The following is a 26206-nucleotide window of genomic DNA, read 5'->3' as shown; positions in this document are numbered from 1 at the left end:
CAATATCTAGGCGATATCTATCGATTGGGTGAAGCTGTTCCTCAGGACATGCAAAAGTCGTTTCATTGGTACAAGCTGGCGGCCGATGCTGGAAACGCTGAGGCACAGGTGAGCGTAGGGCAGCTCTATATAGATGGATCCGGCGTAACGCAAGATTATCAGCAGGCGTTTAAGTGGGTACAGCTAGCTGCCGATCAAGGTTTGGCGCTGGCTCATACAAAGTTGGGCTGGATGTATATGAACGGGTATGGAGTTGCACGGAATGACCGAGAAGCCCTGAAATGGGAAAAATCGGCCGCACAGAAGGGTGATCCTGCGGGCCAGTTTAACCTTGGATTACTTTATCTCCGTGGCCAAGGCATTAAAGCTGATAAGCAAGAGGCTCTCAAGTGGTTACAACTATCCGCGGGGCAAGGATACGAGGCGGCAAAAACTGTACTGACGGAGCTATAGCAGAGCGTTCTGACGGGCATGTCACGTGCGGGGTGGCGATAGCGCGTACGGTGGGCTGGATCGCGCAGTGGAACGAAATGATCGCTGATCCGGAACAGAAGATTGGCCGTCCGCGTCAGTTGTTTATCGGTGATACGCCGCGCGAAGCGAAGGCGATTGATAAGCGGTAAGTTGCATTAAGTAGTGGTTGGAAGGAAGCCCCGGCGGGTGTTTGCCGGGGCTTTTTTGCATTCTTGAGCCTGATTGTTTCTCGATGTTTCTCGATCTGCCGTCCTGCTCTTCGCGCTCTTGCCAGCCCCACCCGTCCAAGCCAAAACTCGCGCAAACACGAGCCATATCAACACGTGACTTGTGTAGTAATGCCAAGATATCCAGGCTTACTGACCCTGCGGGCATTGCCCGCAAACTGCAAGAGGTGCTACCGATGTTTCCAGAATTTCGCGATCTGATTTCCACGCTCAAGACTGAAGATGCCCACTTCGCCCGATTGTTTCAGCGTCACAACGAACTGGATCATGAGATCAAGAACATGGAGGTTGGGCCGCTACCCGCGGACGGTCGAACTATCGAAACGCTCAAGAAGGAAAAGCTGCTTTTGAAGGACAAGCTCTACGTTGTCTTGAAGAAGGCCGCGACGCCGGCTTAAGCAGGCAGCGCCTCGTTTAAACCAGAGAGACGGGGCGCCTAGTTATAAGGAACAGACTTTGACATCACAGCACGACAAATCCGACGCCCGCCATTCAGCCGTGCGAAGCGTCTCTCGCGGCGACGTTCTGGAGACCCGCACTCCGCGTGCAGCACAGATCGATGAAACCGGCCGCGCTGTCCAGGCGGCCAATGAGCAAATTTCTAGCACTTTGCAACACGTGTTGCAGGGTGCCGCGCAGGACCCGGGCACGCTGATGGACACCATCAAGACATTGATGAACGGTCTTTCCCCGGATGAATCCACCGGTTTGCGCAGCGTGATGCTAGAAGGCGATCCGGCCCTTTGGCACGCGCGCGCATCGCGGCATCCAGACGACGAGTTGGCGCGTGACTGGCGTGGGGGCGGGTATCCGTATCGGAACCTGATGTCGCGCCACGCGTACGAAAAGCAGAAGTATGCGCTGCAGGTCGAATTGCTGAAGCTTCAGGCGTGGGTACGGGAGACCGGCCAGCGTCTGGTGATCCTGTTCGAAGGACGCGACGCTGCCGGCAAGGGCGGCGCCATCAAGCGCTTTATGGAACACATGAATCCGCGCGGCGCGCGAGTTCTCGCGCTCGAAAAGCCGACCGAATCGGAGCGCGGCCAATGGTACTTCCAGCGATACGTTCAGCACCTGCCGACATCGGGCGAAATCGTGCTGTTCGACCGCTCCTGGTATAACCGGGCAGGCGTGGAACGGGTCATGGGGTTTTGTTCAGAACATGAATACAACGACTTCATGCAGCAGGTTCCCGAGTTCGAGCGGCAACTTGTTCGAAGCGGCATGCACGTCGTCAAGTTCTGGTTTTCCGTGAGCCAGGAAGAACAGCGCCGGCGCTTCAAGGAACGCGAGATTCATCCGCTCAAGCAATGGAAGCTCAGTCCGGTCGATCTCGCATCGCTGGACAAGTGGAACGAATACACGGACGCGAAGGAAGCGATGTTCGCGCAAACGGACACGGCCGATTCTCCATGGGCGGTGGTTCGCTCGGACTGCAAGAAGCGGGCGCGACTGAATGCGATGCGCCATATCCTGCACAAGCTTCCGTATGCGAATCGGGATGTTCGCGCGATTGGAATGGTCGATCCGTTGATCGTGGGACGGGCTTTGTAGCGGGTGCTTGGGACGAACTATTGATACATTCGACGGGTGTAGGCGCAATCAGCGCCCACACCCATTTTTTATGCTCGGCGATTCGTCCGTTGGGCGACGTTTCTACACGAATTTACCGAGAACCTGGATGTGACAGATCAAGACAAAAATAACGGGACACGCATGGCGAGCGATGCCCCGGTTTTTATCGCAGACCGCGCAATCTAGCCTATGTCCTGCTGCCATTGAAGAGTTTCCACGCGGCGCCGGCGCCTCCACCGACAGCATTGTCGAGTGGCTAGCTGCTCCAATCGCTGCGGTTATCGAATTCGAGGCGCCGCAATCAGGCCAGTTATTCCGCGCGGCTGACTTTTCCTGATTTGCTTTCTTAACAGGCCGGCGACGCGGCTAAGCGGCTGATTCTTTTCTGCATTCTGGTTAAACCGCGCATCCCAGTACTCCCCATACAGGTAGCTCCACTACTACCCTAACTCACTGTTTTATATCGGTTTTTTCTCGAAGCACTAGCGCAAATCGCGATCCTGCGTGGCATAATCATCAAACCAAAAAACACCCCCGCAGTCACAACACCTGAAAAGACCATGGCCCAGACTCTGTACGACAAGTTGTGGAACTCGCATGTGATCCACACTGAGGACGACGGTACGTCCATCCTCTACATCGACCGTCATTTGCTTCACGAAGTGACCAGCCCGCAAGCGTTCGAGGGTCTGAAACTGGCCGAGCGGCCGGTGTGGCGGATCAGCGCGAATCTGGCGGTGTCGGATCACAACGTGCCGACTACCGACCGTTCGCATGGCATCGCGGACCCGATCTCGAAGCTGCAAGTCGACACGCTCGACAACAACTGCGACGCCTACGGCATCACGCAGTTCAAGATGAACGACTTGCGCCAAGGCATTGTGCACATCATCGGGCCGGAACAGGGCGCCACGCTGCCGGGCATGACCATTGTTTGCGGCGACTCCCACACCTCCACACACGGCGCGTTCGGCGCGCTGGCGCATGGCATTGGCACGTCGGAAGTCGAGCACGTCCTCGCCACGCAAACGCTGCTGCAAAAGAAGAGCAAGAACTTGCTCGTCAAGGTCGAAGGACCGCTGCCGCGCGGATGCACCGCGAAGGACATCGTGCTGGCGATCATCGGCAAGATTGGTACGGCGGGCGGCAACGGTTATGCCATCGAGTTCGGCGGTTCGACCATCCGGGCGCTGTCCATGGAAGGCCGCATGACGGTCTGCAACATGGCGATCGAAGCGGGCGCGCGCGCAGGCATGGTCGCCGTCGATGAAACGACCATCAACTACCTGCAAGATCGTCCGTACTCGCCGCATGGCGCGGAGTTCGAGCAGGCAGCAACCTATTGGCGCACCTTTACGTCCGATCCGGGCGCGGAGTTTGATCGCGTGGTGGAGCTGAACGCCGCCGAAATCGTCCCGCAAGTGACGTGGGGCACGTCGCCGGAAATGGTCACGTCCATCGACGGCCGCGTGCCGGATCCTGAGCGAGAAAAGGACCCGGTCAAGCGCGACGCAATCGAGCGCGCGCTGAAGTACATGGCGCTCGAACCGAACACGCCAATGCAGTCGATCAAGCCGGACAAGATTTTCATCGGCTCGTGCACGAATGCGCGGATCGAGGACTTGCGCGCCGCGGCCTATGTGGTGAAAACGCTGGGTCGCCGAGTTGCACCGAATATTCGTCTGGCGATGGTCGTGCCGGGTTCCGGTCTCGTGAAGGCGCAAGCGGAACGCGAAGGGCTCGACAAGGTATTCCTCGACGCCGGCTTCCAGTGGCGCGAACCGGGCTGCTCGATGTGTCTCGCGATGAATGCCGACCGGCTGGAGCCGGGCGAGCGCTGTGCATCTACATCGAATCGCAACTTCGAAGGGCGTCAGGGCGCAGGTGGCCGTACGCATCTGGTGAGCCCGGCGATGGCGGCGGCTGCTGCTATTGAAGGCCATTTCGTCGATATCCGCGAACTGACATGAAGCGCGTCTTCATTGTGCTGGGGTTGATCGCGGTTTTTGCCGGCGTCGCGGGCTGCAACACGGTTCACGGCTTTGGCGAGGATCTGCATCACCTCGGCAATTCGATCAGCAACGCGGCCGACAAGTAAGCGGTTTTAAAGAACGGTCAAGCAGACCAAACCGGTGACGGATCATGGAAAAATTCACAGTACATAGCGGGCTCGTGGCGCCGCTGGATCGCGCGAACGTCGACACGGACGCGATCATCCCGAAGCAGTTTCTGAAGTCCATCAAGCGCACGGGCTTCGGCCCGAATGCGTTCGATGAATGGCGTTATCTCGATGTCGGCCAACCCGGCCAGGACAATTCGCAACGCCCGCTGAATCCGGATTTCGTGCTGAATCAGCCTCGCTACAAGGGCGCGTCGATTCTGCTGACGCGCGAGAATTTCGGCTGCGGCAGCTCGCGTGAACACGCGCCGTGGGCGCTGGATCAGTACGGTTTCCGCGCGATCATCGCGCCGAGTTTCGCCGATATCTTCTTCAACAACTGTTTCAAGAACGGCCTGCTGCCGATCGTCCTGACGGATAGCCAAGTGGACCGGCTGTTCAACGAGACCTACGCGTTCAACGGTTTCAAGCTGACGGTGGATCTCGAGCGTCAGGTCGTGCTGACGGGTGACGGCTCCGAGTTTTCGTTCGAAGTGCCGGGCTTCCGCAAGTTCTGCCTGCTGAATGGTTTCGACGACATTGCGCTCACGCTGCGCCACGCCGACAAGATCAAGCAGTATGAGAACGAGCGCCTCCTGAAGCAGCCGTGGCTGAACAACCGCCTCGTCGGATAAATGCGGATAGTGCGAATAGTACGAATCAACAAAGAAAAGGAAACACCATGAAGATTGCAGTGCTGCCCGGCGATGGCATCGGTCCGGAAATCATCAAGGAAGCCGTCAAGGTCCTGAACGCGCTCGACGAAAAGTTCGAGCTCGAAGAAGCGCCTGTCGGTGGCGCGGGTTACGAGGCGAGCGGTCATCCGCTGCCGGAAGCAACGCTCGCGCTGGCAAAAGCATCGGATGCAATCCTGTTCGGCGCCGTGGGCGACTGGAAATACGATTCGCTCGAACGCGCGTTGCGTCCGGAGCAAGCCATCCTGGGTCTGCGCAAGCATCTGCAGTTGTTCGCGAATTTCCGTCCGGCCATTTGTTATCCGCAATTGACGGCGGCTTCGTCGTTGAAGCCGGAAATTGTCGCGGGGCTGGATATCCTGATCATCCGCGAACTGAACGGTGACATCTATTTCGGCCAGCCGCGCGGCGTGCGGTCATCGCCGGATGGCTTGTTCGAAGGCGCGAAGGAAGGCTTCGACACCATGCGCTATTCCGAGCCGGAAGTGCGCCGTATCGCTCACGTGGCGTTTCAGGCCGCGCAAAAGCGCGCAAAGAAGCTGACGAGCGTCGATAAAGCCAACGTGCTCGAAACGTCGCAATTCTGGCGCGATGTGATGATCGATGTATCGAAGGAATATCCGGACGTCGAGTTGTCGCACATGTACGTGGACAACGCGGCCATGCAGCTGGTGAAGGCGCCGAAGGCGTTCGACGTGGTCGTGACCGGCAACATGTTCGGCGACATTCTCTCCGACGAAGCCGCCATGCTGACGGGTTCTATCGGCATGTTGCCGTCCGCCTCGCTCGATAAAAACAACAAGGGCCTGTACGAGCCGTCGCATGGTTCGGCGCCGGATATCGCGGGCAAGGGCGTGGCGAATCCGCTGGCGACCATTCTGTCGGCCGCCATGATGCTGCGTTACTCGCTCGGCAAGGTCGAGCAGGCCGACCGGATCGAAGCGGCGGTGAAAAAGGTGCTCGCGCAGGGTCTGCGTACCGGCGATATCGCGACACCGGACGGCCGTACAGTCGGCACGAAGGAAATGGGCGACGCGGTTCTGGCGGCGCTTTAAATCGGGTAACGTGCTTTTCCATCGGACGATTTAGTAAAAACTTCCGGTGGAAAAGCGTCTCGCGGCAGTCAGTTTTTCAAGATGGTGCCAATCGCGATATTTCATCTCGATTCGTCTCTTTTAGCGCACGAAACGCGTCGAAAGGCGTGGAACGCTCGCGCGGAGGGACGAATATGCGGGTTATCGTGTATAGTCTTTTGTCATGGCGAAGATCTCTTCAATCTCTCTGGACTCGACTTCAAGCGGCGGCTTTAGCTCAGGCGCTCGCACGACTCGTCTCGCCATTACGCTTATGAACACGCTGCCGGGTACGGTTGCGCTGTCCAAACGCATTACGAAAACCATTTCCCTCAAAACGATCACGTTCCGCTGATCGCCTGTCGTGCCCGCTCATCTTCCCCGCGCGGTCACGCCGGCGGAGGGTCTGGCCCAAGCGGGGAAATGTCCACAAAAAAGGTTAGTCATGAACGTAGGTCTCGTTGGTTGGCGCGGCATGGTCGGCAGCGTCCTGATGCAACGCATGCAACAGGAAGGCGATTTCGACCTGATCGAACCGGTGTTTTTCAGCACCAGCAATGCAGGCGGCGACGCGCCGTCATTCGCGAAAAACGAGACGAAACTCAAGGATGCGACAAGCGTCGACGACCTGAAAAAGTGCGACGTCATCATTACGTGCCAGGGCGGCGATTACACGAATGAGGTGTTCCCGAAACTGCGCGCGGCAGGCTGGAAAGGTTACTGGATCGACGCGGCTTCGTCGCTGCGCATGAAGGACGACGCGGTCATCATTCTCGACCCGGTGAACCTGAACGTCATCAAGGATTCGCTTGTTAAGGGCGGCCGGAATTTCATCGGTGGGAATTGCACGGTCAGCCTGATGCTGATGGCGCTCGGCGGCCTGTTCAATCAGAACCTGGTCGAATGGACGACCGCCATGACGTATCAGGCGGCTTCCGGCGCGGGCGCGCAGAACATGCGCGAACTGCTGCAGCAAATGGGCGTGCTTTACGGCGCGGCGAAGGAAGATCTGGCGGACCCGTCGTCGGCTATTCTCGATATCGACAAGCGCGTGCAGGCAGCCATGTCCAGCGAGCGTATGCCCATCGATAATTTCGGCGTGCCGCTGGCCGGCTCGCTGATTCCGTGGATCGACAAGGATCTTGGCAACGGCATGTCGAAGGAAGAATGGAAGGGCGGCGCGGAAACCAACAAGATTTTGGGGTTGCCGGCCATGGGCGAGCCGGGTTCGGTTCCGGTGGACGGCCTGTGCGTGCGGATCGGCGCAATGCGTTGTCATTCGCAAGCGCTGACCATCAAGCTCAAGAAGGACGTGCCGCTGGACGAATTGCACGGCATTTTGGCATCGGCGAACGACTGGGTGAAGGTTGTCCCGAACGAACGGGAAGCGTCGATGCGCGATTTGTCGCCGGCGGTTGTCACGGGTTCGCTGACGGTGCCAGTCGGCCGCTTGCGCAAGCTGGCCATGGGCGGTGAATATCTGTCGGCGTTCACGGTCGGCGACCAGCTGCTGTGGGGCGCGGCAGAACCGCTGCGCCGGATGCTGCGCATCCTGCTGGACAAGTAAAGTAAACTACGCGCCACGACGCGGTGTAGTTCAATGAAGCGTCGCGCTTGCGCGGCGCTTTGTCGTTTTGCGGCGGGTTTGCTGCCTGGGTTGCTGAATTTCCGCCGCGAACTCGTCGCCGTGTTGAGATGTTGTCCCGTTTTGTTGGGTTCTTGTTCGCTGTCCACTCGCCTGGAGTTTCAATGATCGTTCGTCCGAGTCGGCCGCTTCATTCACAGCTTCGCTTCCTGAGCCGCTCGCGGCGCGCGGCGCTGATCGCGGCAAGCGTCGCGAGTGTGCTGCTTGGGACGTTCGTTTCCTCCGATGCCATCGCCCAGGCCAGCAGCGCGTCAGCCGTTCTGGATGCGTCGGCGGCATCGGCGAGCGCTGTCACGCAGTACAGCGTGAAACCCGGGCAGTCGCTTAGCGATATTGCCACCCAGATCACAGGTTCAACCGACCGCGCCACACGCGAAAAGATGGCGCGCGCGCTCTTCGACGCGAATCCCAACGCGTTCATGGGTCATGACCCAAGCCGGTTGAAGCTCGGATCGGTATTGAACGTGCCGGTGGTCGAGGACGCGGCGGTGGCTGCAGGGGCCTCTGGTGCTTCTGCGCCCGTGGCCGTATCGGCGGCGCCGGCAGTCGAGGCTAGCGGTTCGGCTGCGGTGGCGGTCGCGGCGCCGGCCGAGGGGACGTCGAATGCCGTCGGCGCGGTGAACGGAGTGGCGGCTGTTGTGACGAGTGGCGCTGTTGCGCCGGTCGCGCCCAATGCATCGAGCGAGCCGAACGCGGCGTTGCCGACCTCCGAAGCTCAACCTGCGACGACTGCGAGCGCGGCTGCAGGCGCAAGCGACGTTGCGCCTGCATCGGAAGCGGTCCCGGCATTGAGCGCATCGAGCGCACCCGCTGCGACTGTCGCACCGGTCAGTGCGCCGTCAGCGACGGGTTCTACGGCGACGTCGATGAACGGGCCGATCGGCTGGCTTATCGGGGCCGTCGTCGTGATCGGCTTGTTGCTGCTCGTGATGCGGGCCGGCAAGCGGCGCCGTCTTGCAAGTGCTGCGGTTGCCAATGAACGCACGCAAGAACCATCGCCATCGTTCACGCCGCCTGAGACCGCCGTCCCGCCGCATCACCACGGATCGGCGAGCCACGCCGAAAGTCCCACGGGCGCTGCTGATCTTGACGGCGCATCGATTGAGCGCGGCCAGGGCGAGCTGAACGTGGTGGCTGCAAGCATGGAAAACTACGATGCCGCGCAGTCCTTCGACACCCCGACCGAAGACAAGCCTGTCCCCTCCGAAAGTAATGCAATAGACGACGATGCCGACGGTGCGCGAGTCACGCTGAGCGAGAGCCGCGCGCAGGATGCGGCAAGTCCGGCGCGCGATGCGGACACCAAACGCGCGCCGTTCATGCCCGGTGCGCCTGCAGCGCTTCATCGCGATTTCACGCCGCCGCGTCCGGGTGCGATTGAGGCGGCGCTGGCTGCGGAACGGGCGGCGGCTGATCGCGCCGAGGCGTTGCGCGGGGAGATGGAAGCTCGGGAGCAGGAGCTTCGTGAGGCCGCCGCGTTAGAACAGGCGACGCGAGAGGCCGAAGCACGGGAAGCGGCGACGCGGGAAACTGAAGCGCGTGAAGCTGCGGCGCGTGAGTTGGCGGCGCGCAAAGCGGAAGCGCGTGAGGTGGAAGCTCGCGAAGTTGCAGCACGCGAAACTGCTGCGCGCGAAGCGGAAGCCCGTGAGACTGCGGCCCGTGAAGTAGAAGCCCGCGAACTTGCAGTCCGTGAAGCTGCGGCGCGTGAGGCGGAAGCCCGTGAAGTTGCGGCAAGGGAAGCAGAAGCTCGCGAGACTGCGGCCCGTGAAGCTGCAGCGAGGGAAGCCGAAGCCCGTGAAGCTGCGGCGCGCGAGGCCGAAGCCCGCGAGGCTGCTGCCCGCGAAGAAGAGGCCCGGGAACGAGAAGCGCGCGAAGCAGAAGCACGTGAAGCCGCTGCCCGTGAAGCATCGACGCACACCTCTAGCGCGCACGAAAGTGGAGAACACTCGGCATCGACCCAGCCGGCTGTACCTGACCCGGCATCAGACGATCGATACGACGCCGAAGGCCAGTCCACCTATGACGACGAGCCGTCGCCGGCTTCGCGTTTCCCGCAGCCTAAATTCCCGCAAGAGGCTATTGAAGCCCTGAGCGCGCTCGATTTCGGCTTGCCGCCGCGTCAGGAGGCGCCCGCTCCGACCCAAGCCGCTGCACAAACCGAAGCCCCCTTAACCCCCGCGCCCGCCACGCCCCAGCCGATCGCCGACCCAGCCATCTTCGATCGTCAAAACGCACAGCACAGCCACCCTGAACCGGCCACCCCCCCGCCATCCGTGAGCGAGCAAATCGAATCCGGCACGGCGGGCGCGGCATCGGTGGCGGGCCTTGGCGCATCGCGTTTCGGCCCTTTGAGCCTCGACTTCGACTACAACTCGCCATCGAGCCAGACCGAACCGCTGCCGGCCTTCACCCCCGAGCAAATCTCGACGATAGCCCGCAACAAGCTCGAACTGGCTGTCGAATACATTGAACTCGGCGATTTATCCGGTGCGCGCACGTTGCTGCAGGAAGTGATCGAATCAAACGATCCGGCCACGCGCCAACCCGCGGCCACGCTGTTATCCACATTGGCGCCGCTGTCCTGAGATGCCTGTGAAACGAATTGCATTAGGCATCCAGTACGACGGTTCGGCGTTCAGCGGCTGGCAGACTCAATCAGACGTGCCGACCGTCCAGGACGTTCTCGAACGCGCGTTGGGGAAATTCACGCAAACGCGCGTGCAGACGGTCGTCGCGGGGCGCACAGATACCGGCGTGCACGCGCTCGGCCAGGTCGTCCATTTCGATACCGAACTCGAGCGCACCGACTTCGCCTGGGTGCGCGGCACGAACGCGTTCTTGCCGCAGAGCGTCGCGGTCCAGTGGGCGCGGCCGATGCCTGACGACTTCCATGCGCGCTTCGGCGCCTTCGAGCGCACCTATTTCTACGCGCTGTACGTCCACCCCGTGCGTTCGCCGATGATCACCGGCCGGGCCGGCTGGTGCTACGCGCCGCTCGATGCCAACGCGATGCGCGAAGCCGCCGCCAGCCTGATCGGCAAGCACGATTTCACCGCGTTCCGTTCGTCGGAATGTCAGGCGAAGACGCCGGTGAAATATCTTCATCAAATCGATATTGTCGAGCAGGGCGATTTCATCCACTTTCGCTTTCGGGCGAACGCGTTTTTGCACCATATGGTGCGCAACTTGATGGGATGTTTCGTCGCAATCGGCCGCGGCAAACATCCGGCGTCATGGATGGCGGAATTGCTGGAAGCCCGAGACCGCAAGCGCGCCGCGCCCACGTTCATGCCCGACGGCCTGTATTTGGCCGAGGTCGGCTATCCTGAGAACTTCGCAGTGCCCGCGCCGCGCTTGGGCAGCTACCCGTGGAGCGCGGTCTGGCAGGACAACAAGAACGAGACTAAGCAACGAGACAAAGCATGAGTGACGGCATGAGCAACGACTTACGCAACGATTTGCGTCGGACCAGAATCAAGCTGTGCGGACTATCAAAAACGGAAGACGTCGATACCGCTGTCGCGCTCGGCGCCGACGCCGTCGGTTTCGTGTTCTATCCGCCGAGCCCGCGTTCAGTGAGCGTGGGGCAGGCTATCGAACTGGCGGAGCACGTGCCCCCGCTCGTCTCGGCGGTCGGTTTGTTCGTCAACGCGACGCCGGAATGGATTCGGGAGGTGACATCGAACGTGCGCTTATCGTTGCTGCAATTTCATGGCGATGAAACCCCGGCCCAATGCGAGGCGCTTGCCGAAGTGGCCGGTTTGCCGTGGTGGCGCGCTGTGCGGGTAGGGCCTGATGCCACCGCGCGCGATTTGGTAGAATCATCTCTTAAATATTCAGCAGCCAGCGGCTTGCTCCTCGACACCCTTGTCGACGGCTACGGTGGCGGTGGAAAGGTATTCGATTGGTCACTTATCCCAACAGATCTCGGGCATCGGGCCGTTTTGAGTGGTGGGTTGAACGCGCAAAACGTCCTTGACGCCATCCGGCGCGTGCGCCCCTACGCAGTCGATGTCTCCAGCGGCATCGAAGTAGCGGGGGCGAAGGGCGTGAAAGATCACGCCCGAATGGCGGCGTTTGTACGCGCAGTGCGCGAAGCAGACGCCGGATGATCCAGATGGGAACCTACGTGGGCAAGCGCAACGCTGCCACGTATCGAGAGAGTGACACATGTACAACTTACCAGACGATCGGGGCCATTTCGGTCCATATGGCGGCACATTCGTATCTGAAACGCTGATCCATGCACTCGATGAACTCCGCGATGCATACGCTGAATGCAGCAAGGATCCGGCGTTTATCGCGGAATACGAGTACGAGCTGAAGCACTATGTGGGGCGTCCTTCGCCGATCTATCACGCCAAGCGCTGGAGCGAGATGCTCGGCGGCGCGCAAATCTTCCTCAAGCGCGAAGATTTGAATCACACCGGCGCGCACAAAGTTAATAACGTCATTGGCCAGGCGCTGCTCGCGCGCAAGATGGGCAAGCCGCGGGTGATCGCGGAAACGGGCGCCGGGCAGCACGGCGTTGCCACGGCGACCATTGCCGCGCGGTTCGGCATGGAATGCGTGGTCTACATGGGTTCGGAAGATGTGCGGCGCCAAGCGGCGAACGTGTATCGCATGAAGCTGCTCGGCGCGACCGTCGTGCCGGTCGAATCCGGTTCGAAGACGCTGAAAGACGCGCTCAACGAAGCCATGCGTGACTGGGTGACGAACGTGGAAAACACGTTCTACATCATCGGTACGGTGGCGGGGCCGCATCCTTATCCCATGATGGTGCGCGACTTCCAGCGCGTGATCGGCGATGAATGCAAGATCCAGATGCCCGAAATGACGGGTCGCCAGCCGGATGCGGTGATCGCGTGTGTTGGCGGCGGATCGAATGCGATGGGCATCTTTTATCCGTATATCGAAGATAAAGAGGTGAAGTTGATCGGCGTGGAAGCAGCTGGCGATGGGATCGGCACCGGTCGTCACGCGGCGTCGCTGATCGGCGGAAGTCCGGGCGTCCTGCACGGCAACCGCACGTATCTGCTTCAGGACGAAAACGGCCAGATCATCGAGACGCATTCGGTTTCAGCCGGGCTGGATTATCCCGGCGTCGGCCCGGAACACGCGTGGCTGAAGGATGCGGGCCGTGCCGAGTACGTGGGCATTACCGACGAAGAAGCGCTGAAAGGTTTCCACGATTGTTGCCGGATCGAAGGGATTATTCCCGCGCTGGAATCGAGCCATGCACTCGCTTACGCCGCGAAGCTCGCGCCCACGTTGCCGAAAGACAAGCTGCTGCTTGTCAATCTGTCAGGCCGTGGCGACAAGGACATGCATACGGTCGCCGAGCGCACCGGCATCACATTCTGAGCCCCCAGCCGATGCGCGATGAAATCGATCATGCAAGCGCGCACGGCGCTGCCGGTGGTGACGTCTCCAATGGCGTCCACGGCAGCACCGAACGCGGGATTCATTTGCATCACCGCGATTTCTTGACCGATGCAGCGAACCTCCCGGACGGCTCGATCGACTTGATCGTCGCCGATCCACCGTACGGCTTGGGCAAGGATTACGGCAACGACTCGGACATGCGTTCCGGCGATGCCTTTCTCGACTGGACCTACGGTTGGCTTGAACTGGCCATTCCGAAGCTCAAGCCAAGCGGTTCGCTTTACATTTTTTGCACGTGGCAATATGCGCCGGAGATCTTCGTGTTCCTCAAGCGCCGCCTCACGATGGTCAACGAGATCGTGTGGGACCGGCGCGTGCCGAGCATGGGTGGAACGGTGCGCAGATATACGTCGGTGCACGACAACATCGGTTATTTCGCGGTATCGAAGGATTACTTCTTTGATCTCGATCCCATTCGCATCCCCTACGACGCAGTGACGAAGAAGGCGCGTTCGCGCAAATTGTTCGAAGGCAGCAAGTGGCTGGAGCTCGGTTACAACCCGAAGGACGTATGGTCGGTGTCGCGACTGCACAGGCAGCACGCCGAGCGCGTGGATCATCCGACGCAAAAGCCGCTTGAGATTATCGAGCGGATGGTCTTGGCGAGTTGTCCACGTGGCGGACGCGTGCTCGATCCGTTCATGGGCAGCGGCACGACCGCCGTTGCCTGTGCGCGTCACGGGCGCGAGTTCGTTGGCTACGAGATCAACGCCGACTATCACGCGATTGCCGAAAAACGGGTCGCGGAAACGCGCTCCGTTGGGATTCAGGCTGAACCGACCGCCGCACACGCAGACCCTGCCGTTGACCGAGCGAACGCCGCCTAGCACGCTCAAAAGTCACTACTAAAAAACGCTAAAAGGCGCGTATCGCGCAAAGAGATTAATTCATGTCCCGTATTAAAAGCACATTTGCGGCGTTGGCCGAGCAGGGCAAGAAAGGTTTGATTCCGTTCATCACGGCCGGGGATCCGAACCCTGAGCAAACCGTCGAACTCATGCACGCGCTCGCCAAGGGCGGCGCGGACGTCATCGAACTCGGCGTGCCGTTTTCCGACCCGATGGCCGATGGTCCCGTCATCCAGCGTTCGTCCGAGCGCGCGTTGGCGAAGGGCGTCTCGCTGAAACATGTTCTCGCTGACGTGAAACGCTTCCGCGAAACCAACACAACGACCCCGGTAGTCCTGATGGGCTATGCCAATCCGATCGAACGGATGGGCACGGAAACCTTTGCCAAAGCGGCGAAGGACGCGGGCGTGGATGGCGTTCTGGTCGTCGATTACCCGCCGGAAGAGTCCGTGGAATTCAGTGCATCGATGCGCGCTGCGGACATCGATCCAATCTTCCTGCTTGCGCCCACGTCGACCGATGCACGCATTGCAGCGGTCGGCAAAGTGGCGAGTGGATATGTCTATTACGTGTCGCTGAAAGGCGTGACAGGTTCAGCAAATCTGGACGTAGCCAGCATCGCGAGTAAAATCCCGGCCATCAAGGCGCATGTTGCGTTGCCGGTGGGGGTGGGTTTCGGCATTCGCGACGCTGCGTCGGCGAGGCTGGTGGCCGATGTCTCGGATGCCGTGGTGATTGGCAGCCGTCTCGTGCAACTGCTTGAAGAAGCGCCGCCGGAGAAGGCGGCCGAGATGCTGACGCGGTTTATCGCTGAAATTCGCTCTGCGCTCGATTCTGCAAAATAACCCGTTATTGCGGCCCGGAGGGATCAAATCCGCTCCAAATGGCCGCAAAACACGAGAAAATAGGAAGAACATACGATGAGCTGGCTCGACAAATTGTTACCGCCGAAGATCAAGCAAACCGATCCTAAAAGCCGCAAGGGCATTCCGGAAGGGCTGTGGATCAAGTGTCCGTCGTGCGAAGCGGTGCTGTATCGCAATGACGTCGAGGCAAATCTGCATGTCTGCCCGAAATGCAGCCATCACATGCGGATTGGCGCGCGCGAACGGCTGGACGGGCTGCTTGATCCGGAAGGCCGTTATGAAATCGGCCAGGAGATCCTGCCGGTCGATGCGCTCAAGTTCAAGGACAGCCGGAAGTACCCGGACCGCCTGAAAGAGGCGATGGAAGATACGGACGAAACCGACGCCATGGTCGTCATGGGCGGTGCGATCCACACCATTCCTGTTGTGACCGCCTGCTTCGAGTTCTCGTTCATGGGCGGGTCGATGGGGTCGGTTGTCGGCGAGCGTTTTGCTCGCGGCGCGCGTAATGCGCTCGAGCAGCGCACACCGTTTATCTGTTTCACGGCGTCGGGCGGCGCGCGGATGCAGGAAAGCTTGCTGTCGTTGATGCAGATGGCCAAGACTACTGCCATGCTGACGAAGTTGGCCGAAGCCAAGCTGCCGTTTATCTCGGTTCTCACCGATCCGACGATGGGCGGTGTGTCCGCTAGTTTTGCGTTTTTGGGCGATGTGGTGATTGCTGAGCCGAAGGCGCTGATCGGGTTTGCGGGGCCGCGTGTGATCGAACAAACGGTGCGCGAGAAGCTGCCGGAAGGGTTTCAGCGTTCGGAATTCCTGATCCAGAAGGGTGCTATCGACATGATCGTGGATCGGCGGAAGATGCGCGAAGAAATCGCGCGGTTGATTGCACTGTTGACGCTGCAGCCGGCTGATGCAGTAGCCTAAGGCTTTCGTTTGCACTCGGGGTTTGGGTTTGGTGTCGGGGTTGATGCTGGGTTGCTGCTTTCCAGGTCTTCGCAGGTTATATCTTGGCTGATTTCTTTATCACTATTAGCCACTGTGCGTGGCGGCACGTCATTTCTTTGTCCAAAGCGACAAAGAAACGAAGCAAAGAAAACGCTTTCACCGCTCTACCCTAAGTGTCCACAGCGTGCAGTTTCTATTCATGGGTGCCCCAAAAGCACGGTGCTCGCCAGAGCTTAGGATGTTTGAAACCCTCCTTCTCGCGAATCCTGACAGTAAAACGCTTCGCCCCGTACGCTCTCGGGCAAGCACCCGTGTTCCAGGGACCCGCACGGCCTCACACGCTTTTGAGGCTCCGTTTCTCGGTCGCTTGGTTGTCCGGTTTGCGCGGCAGAGGCGCGTGGCCAGCTTCGCCAATCACAGCCTAGTGCGTATTTACCGCTTCAATTTTTGGTGAGTCGGTTGGTGGGTTGCATGGTGTTTAGTCGGGTACGGCCTCACGTATTTCGGTACCTTCGCTTGTTAGGTGGGTTGGCGACGTGGTTCGAAGTGCGTACAAATTCGGTGGTTGGTTCTAGGCGGATAGCGCGGGGTGTACCTTGGGCAGGTTCAGTCACTGGTGGCGAAGCGTGTGGGTATCCGTGTTCGGAGAAAGAGGGTTTCACACATCCGTGGCTCTTGCGAGCACCGTGCTTTTGGGGCACCCATGAATTGGAACTGCACGCTGTGGACACTTAGGGTAGAGCGGTGAAAGCGTTTTCTTTGCTTCGTTTCTTTGTCGCTTTGGACAAAGAAATGACGCGCCGCCACGCGCAGTGGCTAATAGTGATAAAGAAATCAGCCAAGATATAACCCGCGAAGACCTGGAAAGCAGCAACCCGGCAAGTGAACCAGATCGCTACCACAGAACCCGTGCACCCCGGCATTGACCCCGACCGTAACCCAAGAGCCCCGCCACCGCCCAACACCCCTCAACTGACAACCAGCATCCACCCCAAGCACGATCATTCATGGCGACATTTCCTACCCTCAACGCGTGGCTAGAACACCTGGAATCGGCGCATCCCGTCGGCATCGACATGGGCCTGGCGCGCATCAGCCAAGTCCGCGACGCGCTCCAACTAAAGTTCACGTGCCCGGTAATCACAGTCGGCGGAACGAACGGCAAGGGTTCGACCTGCGCGATCATCGAAACCATTTTGGTGCGCGCCGGGTATCGCGTGGGCTGTCATACGTCACCGCATCTGCTCGACTTCAATGAGCGCGCGCGAATCAGTGGCGTCGATGCCACCGACGACGAGCTGATCGAACATTTCGAAGCCGTCGAACAGGCGCGCATGAGCCTGGCAGAACCAGTCTCGCTGACGTACTTCGAATTCACCACGCTGGCGATCATGCGGCTGTTCGCATCGCGGAACCTGGACGCAGTGATCCTCGAAGTAGGGCTGGGCGGCCGCCTCGACGCCGTCAATATCATCGATACCGATTGCGCGATCATCACCAGCATCGACATCGACCATACGGAATACCTCGGCGACACCCGCGAGAAAATCGGCTTCGAGAAAGCCGGCATTTTCCGCCCGGATACGCCCGCCATTTGTGGCGATCCCTCGCCGCCGCAGTCGCTGATCGACCACGCGAAGGCAATTGGCGCGGATTTGTGGCTCGTCGGCCGCGATTTTCGCTACGAAGCGCAGGGCGGTAACGAGCGCCAGCAATGGAGTTACATCGGCCGGACGCAACGGCGCTCGGCGCTCGCCTACCCGGCGTTGCGCGGCGCGAATCAGCTGATCAACACATCGGCGGCGCTGGCCGCCCTCGAAGCGCTCCGCGAGCGCATTCCGGTATCTGCGCAAGACATTCGCCTAGGACTGGCGAACGTTGAGTTACCGGGACGTTTCCAGGTTGTGCCGGGCAAGCCACAAGTGATCCTCGACGTCGCTCACAATCCCCACGCCGCCGCCGTTTTGGCTCAGAATCTCGGCAACATGGGATTTTTCCCCTACACGTACGCAATCTTCGGTGCGATGGGCGACAAGGACCTCGCCGGCGTCGTCGAGCATTTGAAGGGCGAGATCGATCACTGGAACGTGACGGCCCTGCCCACCCCGCGCGGCGCTCCTCCGGCCAAGCTGGAAAGCGTTTTACGCGATGCCGGCGTCAACGACAGCAGTGACAGCAGCGTTACACAATTCAACAATCCGGCCGACGCTTTTCAAGATGCGTTAAAGCGAGCGTCCGAAAATGATAGAATTTTGGTTTTCGGCAGTTTCCATACGGTGGCCGGCGTCATGGCTTACCGTAAATCGCAGCGTCATTGAACGGACGGCCGGCCAGCCTCTCGCAAAAGCCAACCATGTCCTTTTTCTCGTTCGGCAAGAAAGACGACGCGCCCTCAGGTCGCGACGCATACTCCGACTCCCCGCGCGGCTCGCGTCAGACCGTGCGTACCGAACGCCGGACGCGCCGCAGCGACCGTCCTGAAGCCGACGCAATGATGCTCGATCCCACCCTGCCCGAAAAGCAGCGCGCGCGGCGGCGTCTGGTCGGCGCGCTCGCGCTGGTCGCAGCAGCAGTGATCATCCTGCCCATGGTGCTGGATTCGCATCCGAAACCCGTCACCGACGACATCTCCATCGATATCCCCGCACGCCCGGCCGCGCCTCTGCCCAAGACGAGTCACAACGACGCGTCGGATGGCGGCGCAGTGGATTCGTCAGCGGATACGCAAGCAGGCGTAGCACCGGATGGCCCCGCCGCAGCGCCGGACAATGCGGCGGCAGTGGCGTCCAAGCCCGCCTCTGCGGTCAATTCGAATCGAGCCTCTACACCAGTACAGCCGCAAGCTCAGGCCAAGGCCGCGGCGGCTGCGCCCGAAGCCAAGCCGGTGACACCGCCGCCCGTCGCTACAGCGGCCGCGAAACCGCCAGCGGAAGCGCCTGCGGCTACCGCAGCTATCCCGAAACCGAACACACCGGCCTCGCCGGCGGGCAGCCGTTTCGTGGTCCAGATCGGTACCTTCGATGACGACACCGCAGCTCAAAACTGGGTGACCAAGTTGAAGGCGGCGGGAGTGCCCGCATATATCGAACATCGGAAACAGGCTGACGGCAGTAGCCGCACGCTGTTGCGTGCCGGACCGTTCGCTGACCGCACGGCTGCGTCGGCGGCGCTGGTCAAGGTGCGGCAAGCAGGGCTGGGTGGCGGCAGCAGCAGCAGCGGCAGCGGCAGCAATAACGCGTCGGCGAACTAGCTGTAGATGTTTACGAGTTTCGACTACGCGGTGATGGCCGTGATCGGCCTGTCCGCGCTGCGCGGCATGTGGCGCGGCCTGCTGGCCGAAGTGTTCGGCCTGATTGGCTGGATCGCGGCACTGTTGATCGCGGGGCGGTTCGTCGGGCTGGTCGTGCCGTACATTCCGGCGCATTGGCCGGGCGGGGCGCTGACGCAGTGGCTGATTGCATTTCTGCTGATTGTCGCGGGCGTGCTGGTGGTATCGAGTGTGGCTGGCGCGTTGTTGACACGCGTGACCGAAGTGATCGGGCTGCGCGGTATCGACCGGTCGCTTGGACTGTTGTTCGGCCTCGTGAGAGGGGCCATTCTGGTAGTGATCCTGGTCGCCCTCGCGGGCTTGACCGAACTGCCGCAACACGATTTCTGGCGTAACGCGTTGTTCCGGCCCGCGGCCGAGCAAGGCGTGCGAGAACTGAAACCGCTGCTTCCCGATACGCTCGCCGCGTACGTGCGCACCACGCCGGACGGCCCGCAAGATCCGTCCACCACGCCTGCGCAATGACGTCCTGGCGCGCTACCCGAGAACTTTGCTACGGCTCGGCGCAACACCCTGCAGTCTGATCACCCCAACCGGGGCCGTCTGCATTCGTTGCACCGATACGCCTTTTGGACCCGTTTCGACTCTTTGAAGGACCATGCCATGTGCGGCATCGTAGGCGTAGTTTCCCAGACCCCCGTGAACCAGTTGATTTATGACAGCTTGCTGCTCTTGCAGCATCGCGGGCAGGACGCGGCTGGCATTGCAACGGCCAACGGCAATAACTTCCACATGCATAAAGCCAACGGCATGGTCCGCGACGTGTTCCGCACGCGCAACATGCGCAGCCTGCCGGGTAATGTCGGCATTGGCCAAGTGCGGTATCCGACGGCCGGATCAGCATCGAGCGAGGAAGAAGCCCAGCCGTTCTACGTGAACGCGCCGTTCGGCATCATCCTCGCCCACAACGGCAACCTGACGAACTGGCCGCAGTTGAAGGAAGAGATGTTCCGGATCGATCGCCGGCACATCAACACCGCGTCGGACACGGAAGTCCTGCTCAACGTCTTCGCGCACGAACTGCAGTTGTCCAGCTCCGGCCTGGAACTCGATCCGGCCGCGCTGTTCAAGGCGGTGAGCGGTGTGCATCGGCGAGTGAAGGGTTCTTATGCCATCGTCTCGCTGATCGCGGGTTATGGTCTTGTCGCTTTCCGCGACCCGTTCGGCATCCGTCCGCTCGTGCTCGGCAAGATGGAAACCGCGACGGGCGTGGAATGGATGGTGGCGTCGGAATCGGTGGCGGTTGAAGGTATCGGCTTCGAATTCGTGCGTGACGTGGAGCCGGGCGAAGCGATTTTCATCGATAACGACGGCAACCTGCACAACCAGCAATGCGCCGAGAACCCGAGCCTGAACCCCTGCATCTTCGAACTCGTCTATCTCGCGCGTCCCGATTCGTGCCTCGACGGCGTGCCGGTCTACAACGCGCGCCTGCGCATGGGCGATTACCTCGCCGAGAAGATCAAGCGCGTGCTACCGGGCGTCGCAATTGACGTGGTCATGCCGATCCCCGATTCGTCGCGTCCCGCCGCCATGCAAGTGGCCGCGAAACTGGGCGTGGAGTATCGCGAAGGATTCTTCAAGAATCGCTATGTTGGCCGCACGTTTATCATGCCCGGCCAGGCGGTGCGCAAGAAGTCGGTGCGCCAGAAGCTGAACGCGATGGCGATCGAGTTCAAGGGCAAGAATGTGTTGATCGTCGATGACTCCATCGTGCGCGGCACGACATCGCATGAAATCGTGCAGATGGCGCGCGATGCAGGCGCCGCCAAGGTGATCTTCGCGTCCGCTGCACCGCCGGTGAAGTTCCCGAACGTGTATGGCATCGACATGCCGACGCGCGGCGAACTGGTCGCCCATGGACGTTCGGACGAGGAAGTCGCGCGCATGATTGGCGCAGATCATCTGGTCTATCAGGACGTGGCCGACCTGAAGCAAGCCATTCGCGACATCAACCCGGCGCTGCGTGAATTCGATGCATCGTGCTTCGATGGCAACTACATCACCGGCGACATTGACTCGGCTTATCTGGATCGCCTGGAAACGTCGCGCTTGGCGCCCCAAGCCCAGTCGGATCGCGATGCCGCGAGTGAAGCCATGGAAGGCGGCGATGTATCGCGTTCGCAGTTGCACTTGCAGTTGTCGGTGGAGTGAACGGGGCAAGGAAACGCGTGATAGGATTGGGTTTGCGTCGATTTGAGATCAGCTTGCGGACGCGGGTTTTGATTAAAAGCTAGAGGTTTAGCTTCACTCGGAACCCGAAACAGCTAAAGCGAACCGGTGGCGAATCTGGACCACGCGCCGGCGACGCTACAGGCTTTTCCGCACCGAGCCCGCTCATGCTGACGCAGAAGCGGGCTTTTTTGCGTCCCGGTTTTTTGGCCGGGCTAACGAATAGTTGGACTAGATGGGAATGGAAAACACGAACATGGACGACAACCTCAACTTCGATACGCTCGCCGTGCGCGCCGGAACGCTGCGCAGTGAGTTCAACGAGCACTCGGAAGCGATTTTCCTGACATCGAGCTTTGTGTTCGAGAGCGCCGCGCACGCCGCGGAAAGCTTCAAGAATTCCGAAGAGGCTTACACGTACTCGCGCTTCACGAACCCGACGGTTGCGATGTTCCAGAACCGGCTGGCGGCGCTTGAGGGCGGCGAGGCGTGCATGGCGACGGCTTCAGGCATGGCCGCGATCATGTCGGTGGTGATGTGTTCGATGCAGCAAGGCGACCATCTGGTCAGTTCGAAGAGTTTGTTCGGATCGACGATCGGGATGTTCTCGCAGATCTTCACGAAGTTCGGGATCACGACCACGTTCGTCGATGCCACCAATCTGGACGAATGGCGAGCCGCCGTGCGTCCCGAGACGAAGATGTTTTTCCTCGAAACGCCGTCGAATCCGCTGACGGAGATTGCGGATATTGAAGCGATCGGGAAGATTTCGAAGGAAGTGGGCGCGTTGTTTGTCGTCGATAACTGTTTCTGTAGTCCGGCACTGCAGCAGCCGTTGAAGCTCGGCGCGGATGTCGTGATGCATTCGGCGACCAAATTCCTCGATGGTCAGGGACGCGTGTTGGGCGGCGCGCTGGTCGGGTCGAAGCAGTTCATCATGGAAAAGGTGTTTCCGTTCGTGCGCAGTGCAGGGCCGACGTTGTCCGCGTTTAACGCGTGGGTCTTGCTGAAAGGCATGGAAACGCTGTCGCTGCGGGTGGAGAAGCAATCGGCGAATGCGCTGGAAATCGCACGCTGGCTCGAGACGCATCCGGCAATCGAGCGCGTGTTTTATCCGGGGCTCGAGTCGCACCCGCAATACGCGATTGCCAGGAAGCAGCAGAAGGCAGGCGGCGCGATCGTGTCGTTCGAATTGAGGGGCGAGACGCGCGAAGAGCAGCGAGCGAATGCGTGGCGCGTGATCGATGCAACGAAAATCTGTTCGATCACCGGCAATCTCGGCGATACGCGCACGACGATTACGCATCCGTCGACTACAACCCACGGGCGGTTGACGCCTGAAGTGCGTGAAGCGGCGGGAATTCGGGAAGGGCTGATCCGGCTAGCGGTGGGGCTGGAAAATGCCGGGGATATTCGCGGGGACTTGGAGCGGGGATTGAACGGGTAATTCCAATCGCGCCGACGGTTCGTCCAAACACCGCCGGCGCGATCGAACGAGCCTTAAACGTCCAGCAATTCCACTTCGAATACCAGCGTCGCGTTCGGCGGGATCACGCCGCCGGCGCCGCGCACGCCATACCCCAACTGCGGCGGAATGGTCAGCTTGCGTTTGCCGCCGATTTTCATCCCCTGCACGCCTTCGTCCCAGCCCTTGATGACCATGCCGCCGCCGAGCACAAACGCGAACGGGTCATTACGGTCGTGGCTGGAGTCGAACTTCTGGCCGTCCGTGAGCCAGCCCGTGTAATGCACGCTCACCGATTTGCCGGCAACGGCTTCAGCGCCTTCGCCCACAGTCAAATCTTCATACTTGAGCCCTGAGTCGGTCGTCACGATCGCCATGTAACACTCCTTGTAAAAGCCGACACCGCCGGCTGGTTCTAAAACCGGTATTGTAGGGCTTTCAGGCGGCATCGTTACACCCGGCGACGCGTGCACGAGGTTTGCTGCGAGTTTGCTGCACCCTTTGACAGTATCTCGTTAATGGGGAGGAGAAGCCGGTCAAGCCCCACGGGGAATGCCCAGAAGCACTCCCCTATAATGGCCAGTCATCTCGATAACACCGGGCAAGATACTCGCATTCATCAACGCTCAAGGATTTCCTATCGTGACAACGTCTTTCTCCGGCACGGTCGACACGGGGCACGCTCCCCGTCCTGAAGCGCCGGTCGCGGGCACGGACGGCGTGCTCGTGCTGGATACCGCACAACGCTGCCTGTCCGCCGATACCGTTTTCGCCCATCTATTCGATCTCGACCCTCACGCATTCGAAGGCCGCGCGCTCGCCGATACCGCCTTGCCCAAACCCCTGATCGCCGTGCTTGCTGAAGCAGCCGATGCCGCGTTCGCCGCCGGCAGCGTGCGTCGCGCGAGGGTATCGATTGACGAGGGCGAGGGCGGGCGGTCGAGATCGCGTTCGTTCGCCATCCTCGCGCTGCCGGGCAGTATCGGCCAGGCGGATACCGTGACGCTGATTGTTTCGCCGAGCGGCGCCGGGGCGTCATTAGAAACCAAGTCACCACAAGCCGATGCCGATGAGCACACCGCGCATTTACGTGCCGAAGCGGCGCTTTTCATGCGCGATCACGTGCTCGGCGTCGTGTCGCACGATTTGCGCGGTCCGCTGAACGCGATCCATAGCTGGGGTTACGTGCTCGAGCGCAAAGTCGATACCACCGATGCCGCCGCCCAACGCGCGCTAGGCGGGATTCGTTCCGGCGTGGAACAGCAGGTGAAGCTGATCGAGCAATTTATCGATACCACCCGGGCCGAGACCAAAACGCTGGCGCTTGATCGTTCGCCGCTTGCGCTGCGGCACCTGATGGACACAAGCGTTCAGCAAGCCCGCGCGAGTCTGGCGGACACGCGGCATGTCACGCTGCACGTTGTATCCGAGCTGGTGGAAGGGCAAATTAGCGCCGATACCGAACGTCTCACCCAGGCGCTCTGGCTGATGCTCGCGTTCGCCACCGAGGCGAGCGCCGCGGAATCGAAGGTCGTGCTGGACGGCTCGGTTGATGGCGGTGTTTTCAGCGCGATCGTCACATTCACGGAATCGCAGAAAGCGCTCCTCGATCCTGAGCTTCCCCATGTGCTCGAGGCGTTCGCCCGAAGTCAGGCGACGTTGCCGCGCGAAGCTGCGCGCATCGCGTGGGTGCTCGCACTGTGCAAACGTGTGGCTGAAGCGCACGGCGGGACCTTCGAACACGACGATCTCGCCGATGGCGCCGCGGTAGCGCTCAGGTTGCGCGTGCCGTTGAGCGGCACCTGATTTAACTTTCGGTCAGCTTGCACCTCTATACTGGCGTTTTCATTTTGCGGAGCAGGTTGCTTTGAATCAGGTTGTCGCGCTAATTGGTGCCTTGTTGCTCGTCGCGTTGAACGGGTTTTTCGTCGCGGCCGAGTTCGGGCTCGTCAAACTGCGTGCCACGCGCGTCCAGGCAATCGCACGGTCGAACGGTTTGCCGGGCCGTTTGCTGGCTAAGGTCCACGGCAAGCTCGACGCGTATTTGTCGGCGTGTCAGCTCGGCATCACGCTGGCGTCGCTCGGACTTGGCTGGCTGGGCGAACCGGCGTTTGCCGAATTGCTGCATCCATTGTTCGCGCTCGCGGGCATCGAATCGGTGAAGCTGATCGATGCCGTCTCGCTGTTCTTCGCGTTCTCCTGCATTTCCTTCCTGCACATTGTGGTCGGCGAGCTCGCGCCGAAATCGTGGGCGATCCGGCGCGCGGAACAGGTCGGCCTGTGGGTCGCCATGCCGCTCTACGGTTTCTACTGGGTCATGTATCCGTTCATCTGGGTGCTGAATTCGAGCGCGAATTTCGTGCTGCGATTGTTCGGCCTCGGCGCGGAGCATGGCGGCGACGCCCACTATTCCACCGATGAACTCAAGTTGATCCTGCGCGGCCGCCGCTTGAGCGGGGCATCGACGGCCGCCTTGCCGGATGCAATCGGGGCAGGGTCTGCCGGATCTGCCGGATCTGCCTATAACGCCGATGAATGGAACACCATTGCCCATTCGCTCGATTTCAGCCGCATGACGGTTTCAGACCTGATGCGCCCGAACCACGAGATGGTCGGCCTGCGCAACGACGTGCCCATGCGCGACAACATGCAAGTGATCGCGCGCCATCGTTTCAGCCGCTATCCCCTTTTCGCCGATGCCTCCGGCGAACACGTCCTCGGCATGATCCACCTGAAGGATTTGCTGCTTGCACGCGATGGCGCCGGGCGCGGCTTGCTGCAAGGTTTGACGCGGCAGGACGCGAAGCAGGATGAACTGGCCAAGCATGTGCGGCCGGTGCAGTACGTGGCGGGGAATCTTTCGGCGCTGGAATTGTTCCGGCGCTTTCGCAAAGGCGCGCCGCACTTTGCGCTGGTCGGACGCAAGGGGCAGAAGCCGATCGGCTTCCTGACGCTCGACAACCTGCTGGGCGCGCTGGTTGGCCAGATTCACGATGAGTTCCGTCAAGGCGACGCGGACTGGTCGCGCATGGACGACGGCACGCTAATGGGCAAGGGCAGCTTGCCGGTGGTGTCGCTTGAACGGGCGTTGGGGATTGATATCGACGAAGGGCAGGCGGAATCGGTCGGCGGACTCGTGATCAATGCGCTAGGCGATTTGCCGAGCGAAGGACAGCGGATCGGCTTCGATCGTTTCGATATTGTGGTGAAGAAGATGAACGGGCCGCGCATCGTGCTCGTGCGCGTGTATCCGCATGAAGAGGTGGCGCAGGAAGCGGAGTGATTTA

Annotated in this window: 22 protein-coding genes and 2 pseudogenes; 23 read left to right on the top strand and 1 reads right to left on the bottom strand. The window is 60.5% G+C overall.

The annotated features are described in order from the left end of the window. From ACSQ83_RS23365 to ACSQ83_RS23265, 21 genes and pseudogenes are all read left to right on the top strand, one after another. Window positions 1-453, top strand: a 453-nt coding sequence (locus tag ACSQ83_RS23365; protein ID WP_436229751.1) for a tetratricopeptide repeat protein, incomplete at its 5' end; no start/stop codon positions are given. A 23-nt stretch (window positions 454-476) separates the two neighbouring features. Then, window positions 477-623: pseudogene (gene gltA / locus ACSQ83_RS23360) on the top strand (citrate (Si)-synthase); the annotation flags it as partial. Window positions 624-877: 254 nt separating this feature from the next. Beyond that, window positions 878-1099: a YdcH family protein gene (locus ACSQ83_RS23355; RefSeq protein WP_436229750.1), complete on the top strand. Its 222-nt coding sequence runs from the start codon at window positions 878-880 to the stop codon at window positions 1097-1099. Window positions 1100-1157: 58 nt separating this feature from the next. Then, on the top strand, window positions 1158-2255 hold the full coding sequence (gene ppk2, locus ACSQ83_RS23350) for a polyphosphate kinase 2 (protein ID WP_436229749.1): 1098 nt from the start codon (window positions 1158-1160) through the stop codon (window positions 2253-2255). 581 nt (window positions 2256-2836) lie between these two features. Next, window positions 2837-4246, top strand: a complete 1410-nt coding sequence (leuC, locus tag ACSQ83_RS23345) for a 3-isopropylmalate dehydratase large subunit (RefSeq protein ID WP_436229748.1) — start codon at window positions 2837-2839, stop codon at window positions 4244-4246. Continuing rightward, window positions 4243-4374 carry an entericidin gene (locus tag ACSQ83_RS23340; RefSeq protein WP_414955006.1) on the top strand — a complete coding sequence of 44 codons (132 nt, stop codon included), beginning with the start codon at window positions 4243-4245 and terminating at the stop codon, window positions 4372-4374. The genes leuC and ACSQ83_RS23340 overlap by 4 nt, the downstream gene beginning before the upstream one ends. A 44-nt stretch (window positions 4375-4418) precedes the next feature. Beyond that, on the top strand, window positions 4419-5069 hold the full coding sequence (gene leuD, locus ACSQ83_RS23335; RefSeq protein WP_414955005.1) for a 3-isopropylmalate dehydratase small subunit: 651 nt from the start codon (window positions 4419-4421) through the stop codon (window positions 5067-5069). Between the two features lie 47 nt (window positions 5070-5116). Next, window positions 5117-6184, top strand: coding sequence for a 3-isopropylmalate dehydrogenase (gene leuB, locus ACSQ83_RS23330; protein ID WP_414955004.1), 1068 nt, complete (start codon window positions 5117-5119; stop codon window positions 6182-6184). A 463-nt stretch (window positions 6185-6647) separates the two neighbouring features. Then, entirely contained in the window at window positions 6648-7769 is a 1122-nt protein-coding gene (gene asd / locus ACSQ83_RS23325; RefSeq protein ID WP_414966880.1) for an aspartate-semialdehyde dehydrogenase, read from the top strand. Between the two features lie 182 nt (window positions 7770-7951). Next, window positions 7952-10432 (top strand): FimV/HubP family polar landmark protein, encoded by a 2481-nt coding sequence (locus tag ACSQ83_RS23320; RefSeq protein ID WP_436229747.1) that lies wholly within the window; start codon window positions 7952-7954, stop codon window positions 10430-10432. A gap of 7 nt (window positions 10433-10439) precedes the next feature. Beyond that, entirely contained in the window at window positions 10440-11273 is an 834-nt protein-coding gene (gene truA, locus ACSQ83_RS23315; RefSeq protein ID WP_414955001.1) for a tRNA pseudouridine(38-40) synthase TruA, read from the top strand. A gap of 8 nt (window positions 11274-11281) precedes the next feature. Beyond that, window positions 11282-11959, top strand: a complete 678-nt coding sequence (locus tag ACSQ83_RS23310) for a phosphoribosylanthranilate isomerase (RefSeq protein WP_436229746.1) — start codon at window positions 11282-11284, stop codon at window positions 11957-11959. Between the two features lie 58 nt (window positions 11960-12017). Then, complete coding sequence (gene trpB / locus ACSQ83_RS23305) at window positions 12018-13211, top strand: tryptophan synthase subunit beta (RefSeq protein WP_436229745.1); 1194 nt, start codon at window positions 12018-12020, stop codon at window positions 13209-13211. A gap of 11 nt (window positions 13212-13222) precedes the next feature. Further along, the gene (locus ACSQ83_RS23300) at window positions 13223-14119 is read left to right on the top strand and encodes a DNA-methyltransferase (RefSeq protein WP_436229744.1); all 897 of its coding nucleotides are present in this window, start codon (window positions 13223-13225) and stop codon (window positions 14117-14119) included. Between the two features lie 62 nt (window positions 14120-14181). Further along, on the top strand, window positions 14182-14985 hold the full coding sequence (gene trpA / locus ACSQ83_RS23295) for a tryptophan synthase subunit alpha (RefSeq protein WP_436229743.1): 804 nt from the start codon (window positions 14182-14184) through the stop codon (window positions 14983-14985). Between the two features lie 75 nt (window positions 14986-15060). After that, entirely contained in the window at window positions 15061-15933 is an 873-nt protein-coding gene (gene accD, locus ACSQ83_RS23290) for an acetyl-CoA carboxylase, carboxyltransferase subunit beta (protein ID WP_062086303.1), read from the top strand. 1019 nt (window positions 15934-16952) lie between these two features. Next, window positions 16953-18272 (top strand): annotated as a pseudogene (gene folC / locus ACSQ83_RS23285) (bifunctional tetrahydrofolate synthase/dihydrofolate synthase); the annotation flags it as partial. A gap of 35 nt (window positions 18273-18307) precedes the next feature. After that, window positions 18308-19204: an SPOR domain-containing protein gene (locus ACSQ83_RS23280; RefSeq protein WP_436229742.1), complete on the top strand. Its 897-nt coding sequence runs from the start codon at window positions 18308-18310 to the stop codon at window positions 19202-19204. A gap of 6 nt (window positions 19205-19210) precedes the next feature. Further along, window positions 19211-19747, top strand: a complete 537-nt coding sequence (locus ACSQ83_RS23275; RefSeq protein ID WP_414966887.1) for a CvpA family protein — start codon at window positions 19211-19213, stop codon at window positions 19745-19747. Between the two features lie 138 nt (window positions 19748-19885). Beyond that, on the top strand, window positions 19886-21436 hold the full coding sequence (purF, locus tag ACSQ83_RS23270; RefSeq protein ID WP_414954790.1) for an amidophosphoribosyltransferase: 1551 nt from the start codon (window positions 19886-19888) through the stop codon (window positions 21434-21436). A 274-nt stretch (window positions 21437-21710) separates the two neighbouring features. After that, complete coding sequence (locus ACSQ83_RS23265; protein ID WP_414966888.1) at window positions 21711-22901, top strand: O-succinylhomoserine sulfhydrylase; 1191 nt, start codon at window positions 21711-21713, stop codon at window positions 22899-22901. A 53-nt stretch (window positions 22902-22954) separates the two neighbouring features. Here ACSQ83_RS23265 and ACSQ83_RS23260 read toward each other — a convergent pair whose 3' ends face one another. Then, entirely contained in the window at window positions 22955-23296 is a 342-nt protein-coding gene (locus ACSQ83_RS23260; RefSeq protein WP_414954791.1) for an FKBP-type peptidyl-prolyl cis-trans isomerase, read from the bottom strand. Between the two features lie 265 nt (window positions 23297-23561). Between ACSQ83_RS23260 and ACSQ83_RS23255 the strand changes: the two genes are divergently transcribed. Both ACSQ83_RS23255 and ACSQ83_RS23250 read left to right on the top strand, forming a co-directional pair. Further along, a complete protein-coding gene (locus ACSQ83_RS23255) occupies window positions 23562-24725 on the top strand; it encodes a sensor histidine kinase (RefSeq protein ID WP_436229741.1) in 1164 nt (387 codons plus the stop codon). Between the two features lie 61 nt (window positions 24726-24786). Beyond that, window positions 24787-26202: a hemolysin family protein gene (locus ACSQ83_RS23250; protein WP_436229740.1), complete on the top strand. Its 1416-nt coding sequence runs from the start codon at window positions 24787-24789 to the stop codon at window positions 26200-26202. The last annotated feature ends 4 nt before the right edge of the window (window positions 26203-26206 follow it).

The organism is Caballeronia sp. LjRoot29, from assembly GCF_964252755.1.
Taxonomy (GTDB): Bacteria; Pseudomonadota; Gammaproteobacteria; order Burkholderiales; family Burkholderiaceae; genus Caballeronia.
Note: the sequence above shows the minus strand (reverse complement) of the source record. Positions and strands in the feature narration are given on the sequence as shown.

Excerpts from the sequence above, each read along its gene's own strand:
- ACSQ83_RS23265 (WP_414966888.1), top strand. The coding sequence starts at position 21,711 with ATGGACGACAACCTCAACTTCGATACGCTCGCCGTGCGCGCCGGAACG.
- ACSQ83_RS23310 (WP_436229746.1), top strand. The coding sequence starts at position 11,282 with ATGAGCAACGACTTACGCAACGATTTGCGTCGGACCAGAATCAAGCTG.
- accD (WP_062086303.1), top strand. The coding sequence starts at position 15,061 with ATGAGCTGGCTCGACAAATTGTTACCGCCGAAGATCAAGCAAACCGAT.
- asd (WP_414966880.1), top strand. The coding sequence starts at position 6,648 with ATGAACGTAGGTCTCGTTGGTTGGCGCGGCATGGTCGGCAGCGTCCTG.
- trpA (WP_436229743.1), top strand. The coding sequence starts at position 14,182 with ATGTCCCGTATTAAAAGCACATTTGCGGCGTTGGCCGAGCAGGGCAAG.
- ACSQ83_RS23300 (WP_436229744.1), top strand. The coding sequence starts at position 13,223 with ATGCGCGATGAAATCGATCATGCAAGCGCGCACGGCGCTGCCGGTGGT.
- purF (WP_414954790.1), top strand. The coding sequence starts at position 19,886 with ATGTGCGGCATCGTAGGCGTAGTTTCCCAGACCCCCGTGAACCAGTTG.
- ACSQ83_RS23275 (WP_414966887.1), top strand. The coding sequence starts at position 19,211 with ATGTTTACGAGTTTCGACTACGCGGTGATGGCCGTGATCGGCCTGTCC.
- leuC (WP_436229748.1), top strand. The coding sequence starts at position 2,837 with ATGGCCCAGACTCTGTACGACAAGTTGTGGAACTCGCATGTGATCCAC.
- leuD (WP_414955005.1), top strand. The coding sequence starts at position 4,419 with ATGGAAAAATTCACAGTACATAGCGGGCTCGTGGCGCCGCTGGATCGC.
- ACSQ83_RS23320 (WP_436229747.1), top strand. The coding sequence starts at position 7,952 with ATGATCGTTCGTCCGAGTCGGCCGCTTCATTCACAGCTTCGCTTCCTG.
- trpB (WP_436229745.1), top strand. The coding sequence starts at position 12,018 with ATGTACAACTTACCAGACGATCGGGGCCATTTCGGTCCATATGGCGGC.
- leuB (WP_414955004.1), top strand. The coding sequence starts at position 5,117 with ATGAAGATTGCAGTGCTGCCCGGCGATGGCATCGGTCCGGAAATCATC.
- ACSQ83_RS23340 (WP_414955006.1), top strand. The coding sequence starts at position 4,243 with ATGAAGCGCGTCTTCATTGTGCTGGGGTTGATCGCGGTTTTTGCCGGC.
- ACSQ83_RS23280 (WP_436229742.1), top strand. The coding sequence starts at position 18,308 with ATGTCCTTTTTCTCGTTCGGCAAGAAAGACGACGCGCCCTCAGGTCGC.
- ACSQ83_RS23355 (WP_436229750.1), top strand. The coding sequence starts at position 878 with ATGTTTCCAGAATTTCGCGATCTGATTTCCACGCTCAAGACTGAAGAT.
- ACSQ83_RS23260 (WP_414954791.1), bottom strand. The coding sequence starts at position 23,296 with ATGGCGATCGTGACGACCGACTCAGGGCTCAAGTATGAAGATTTGACT.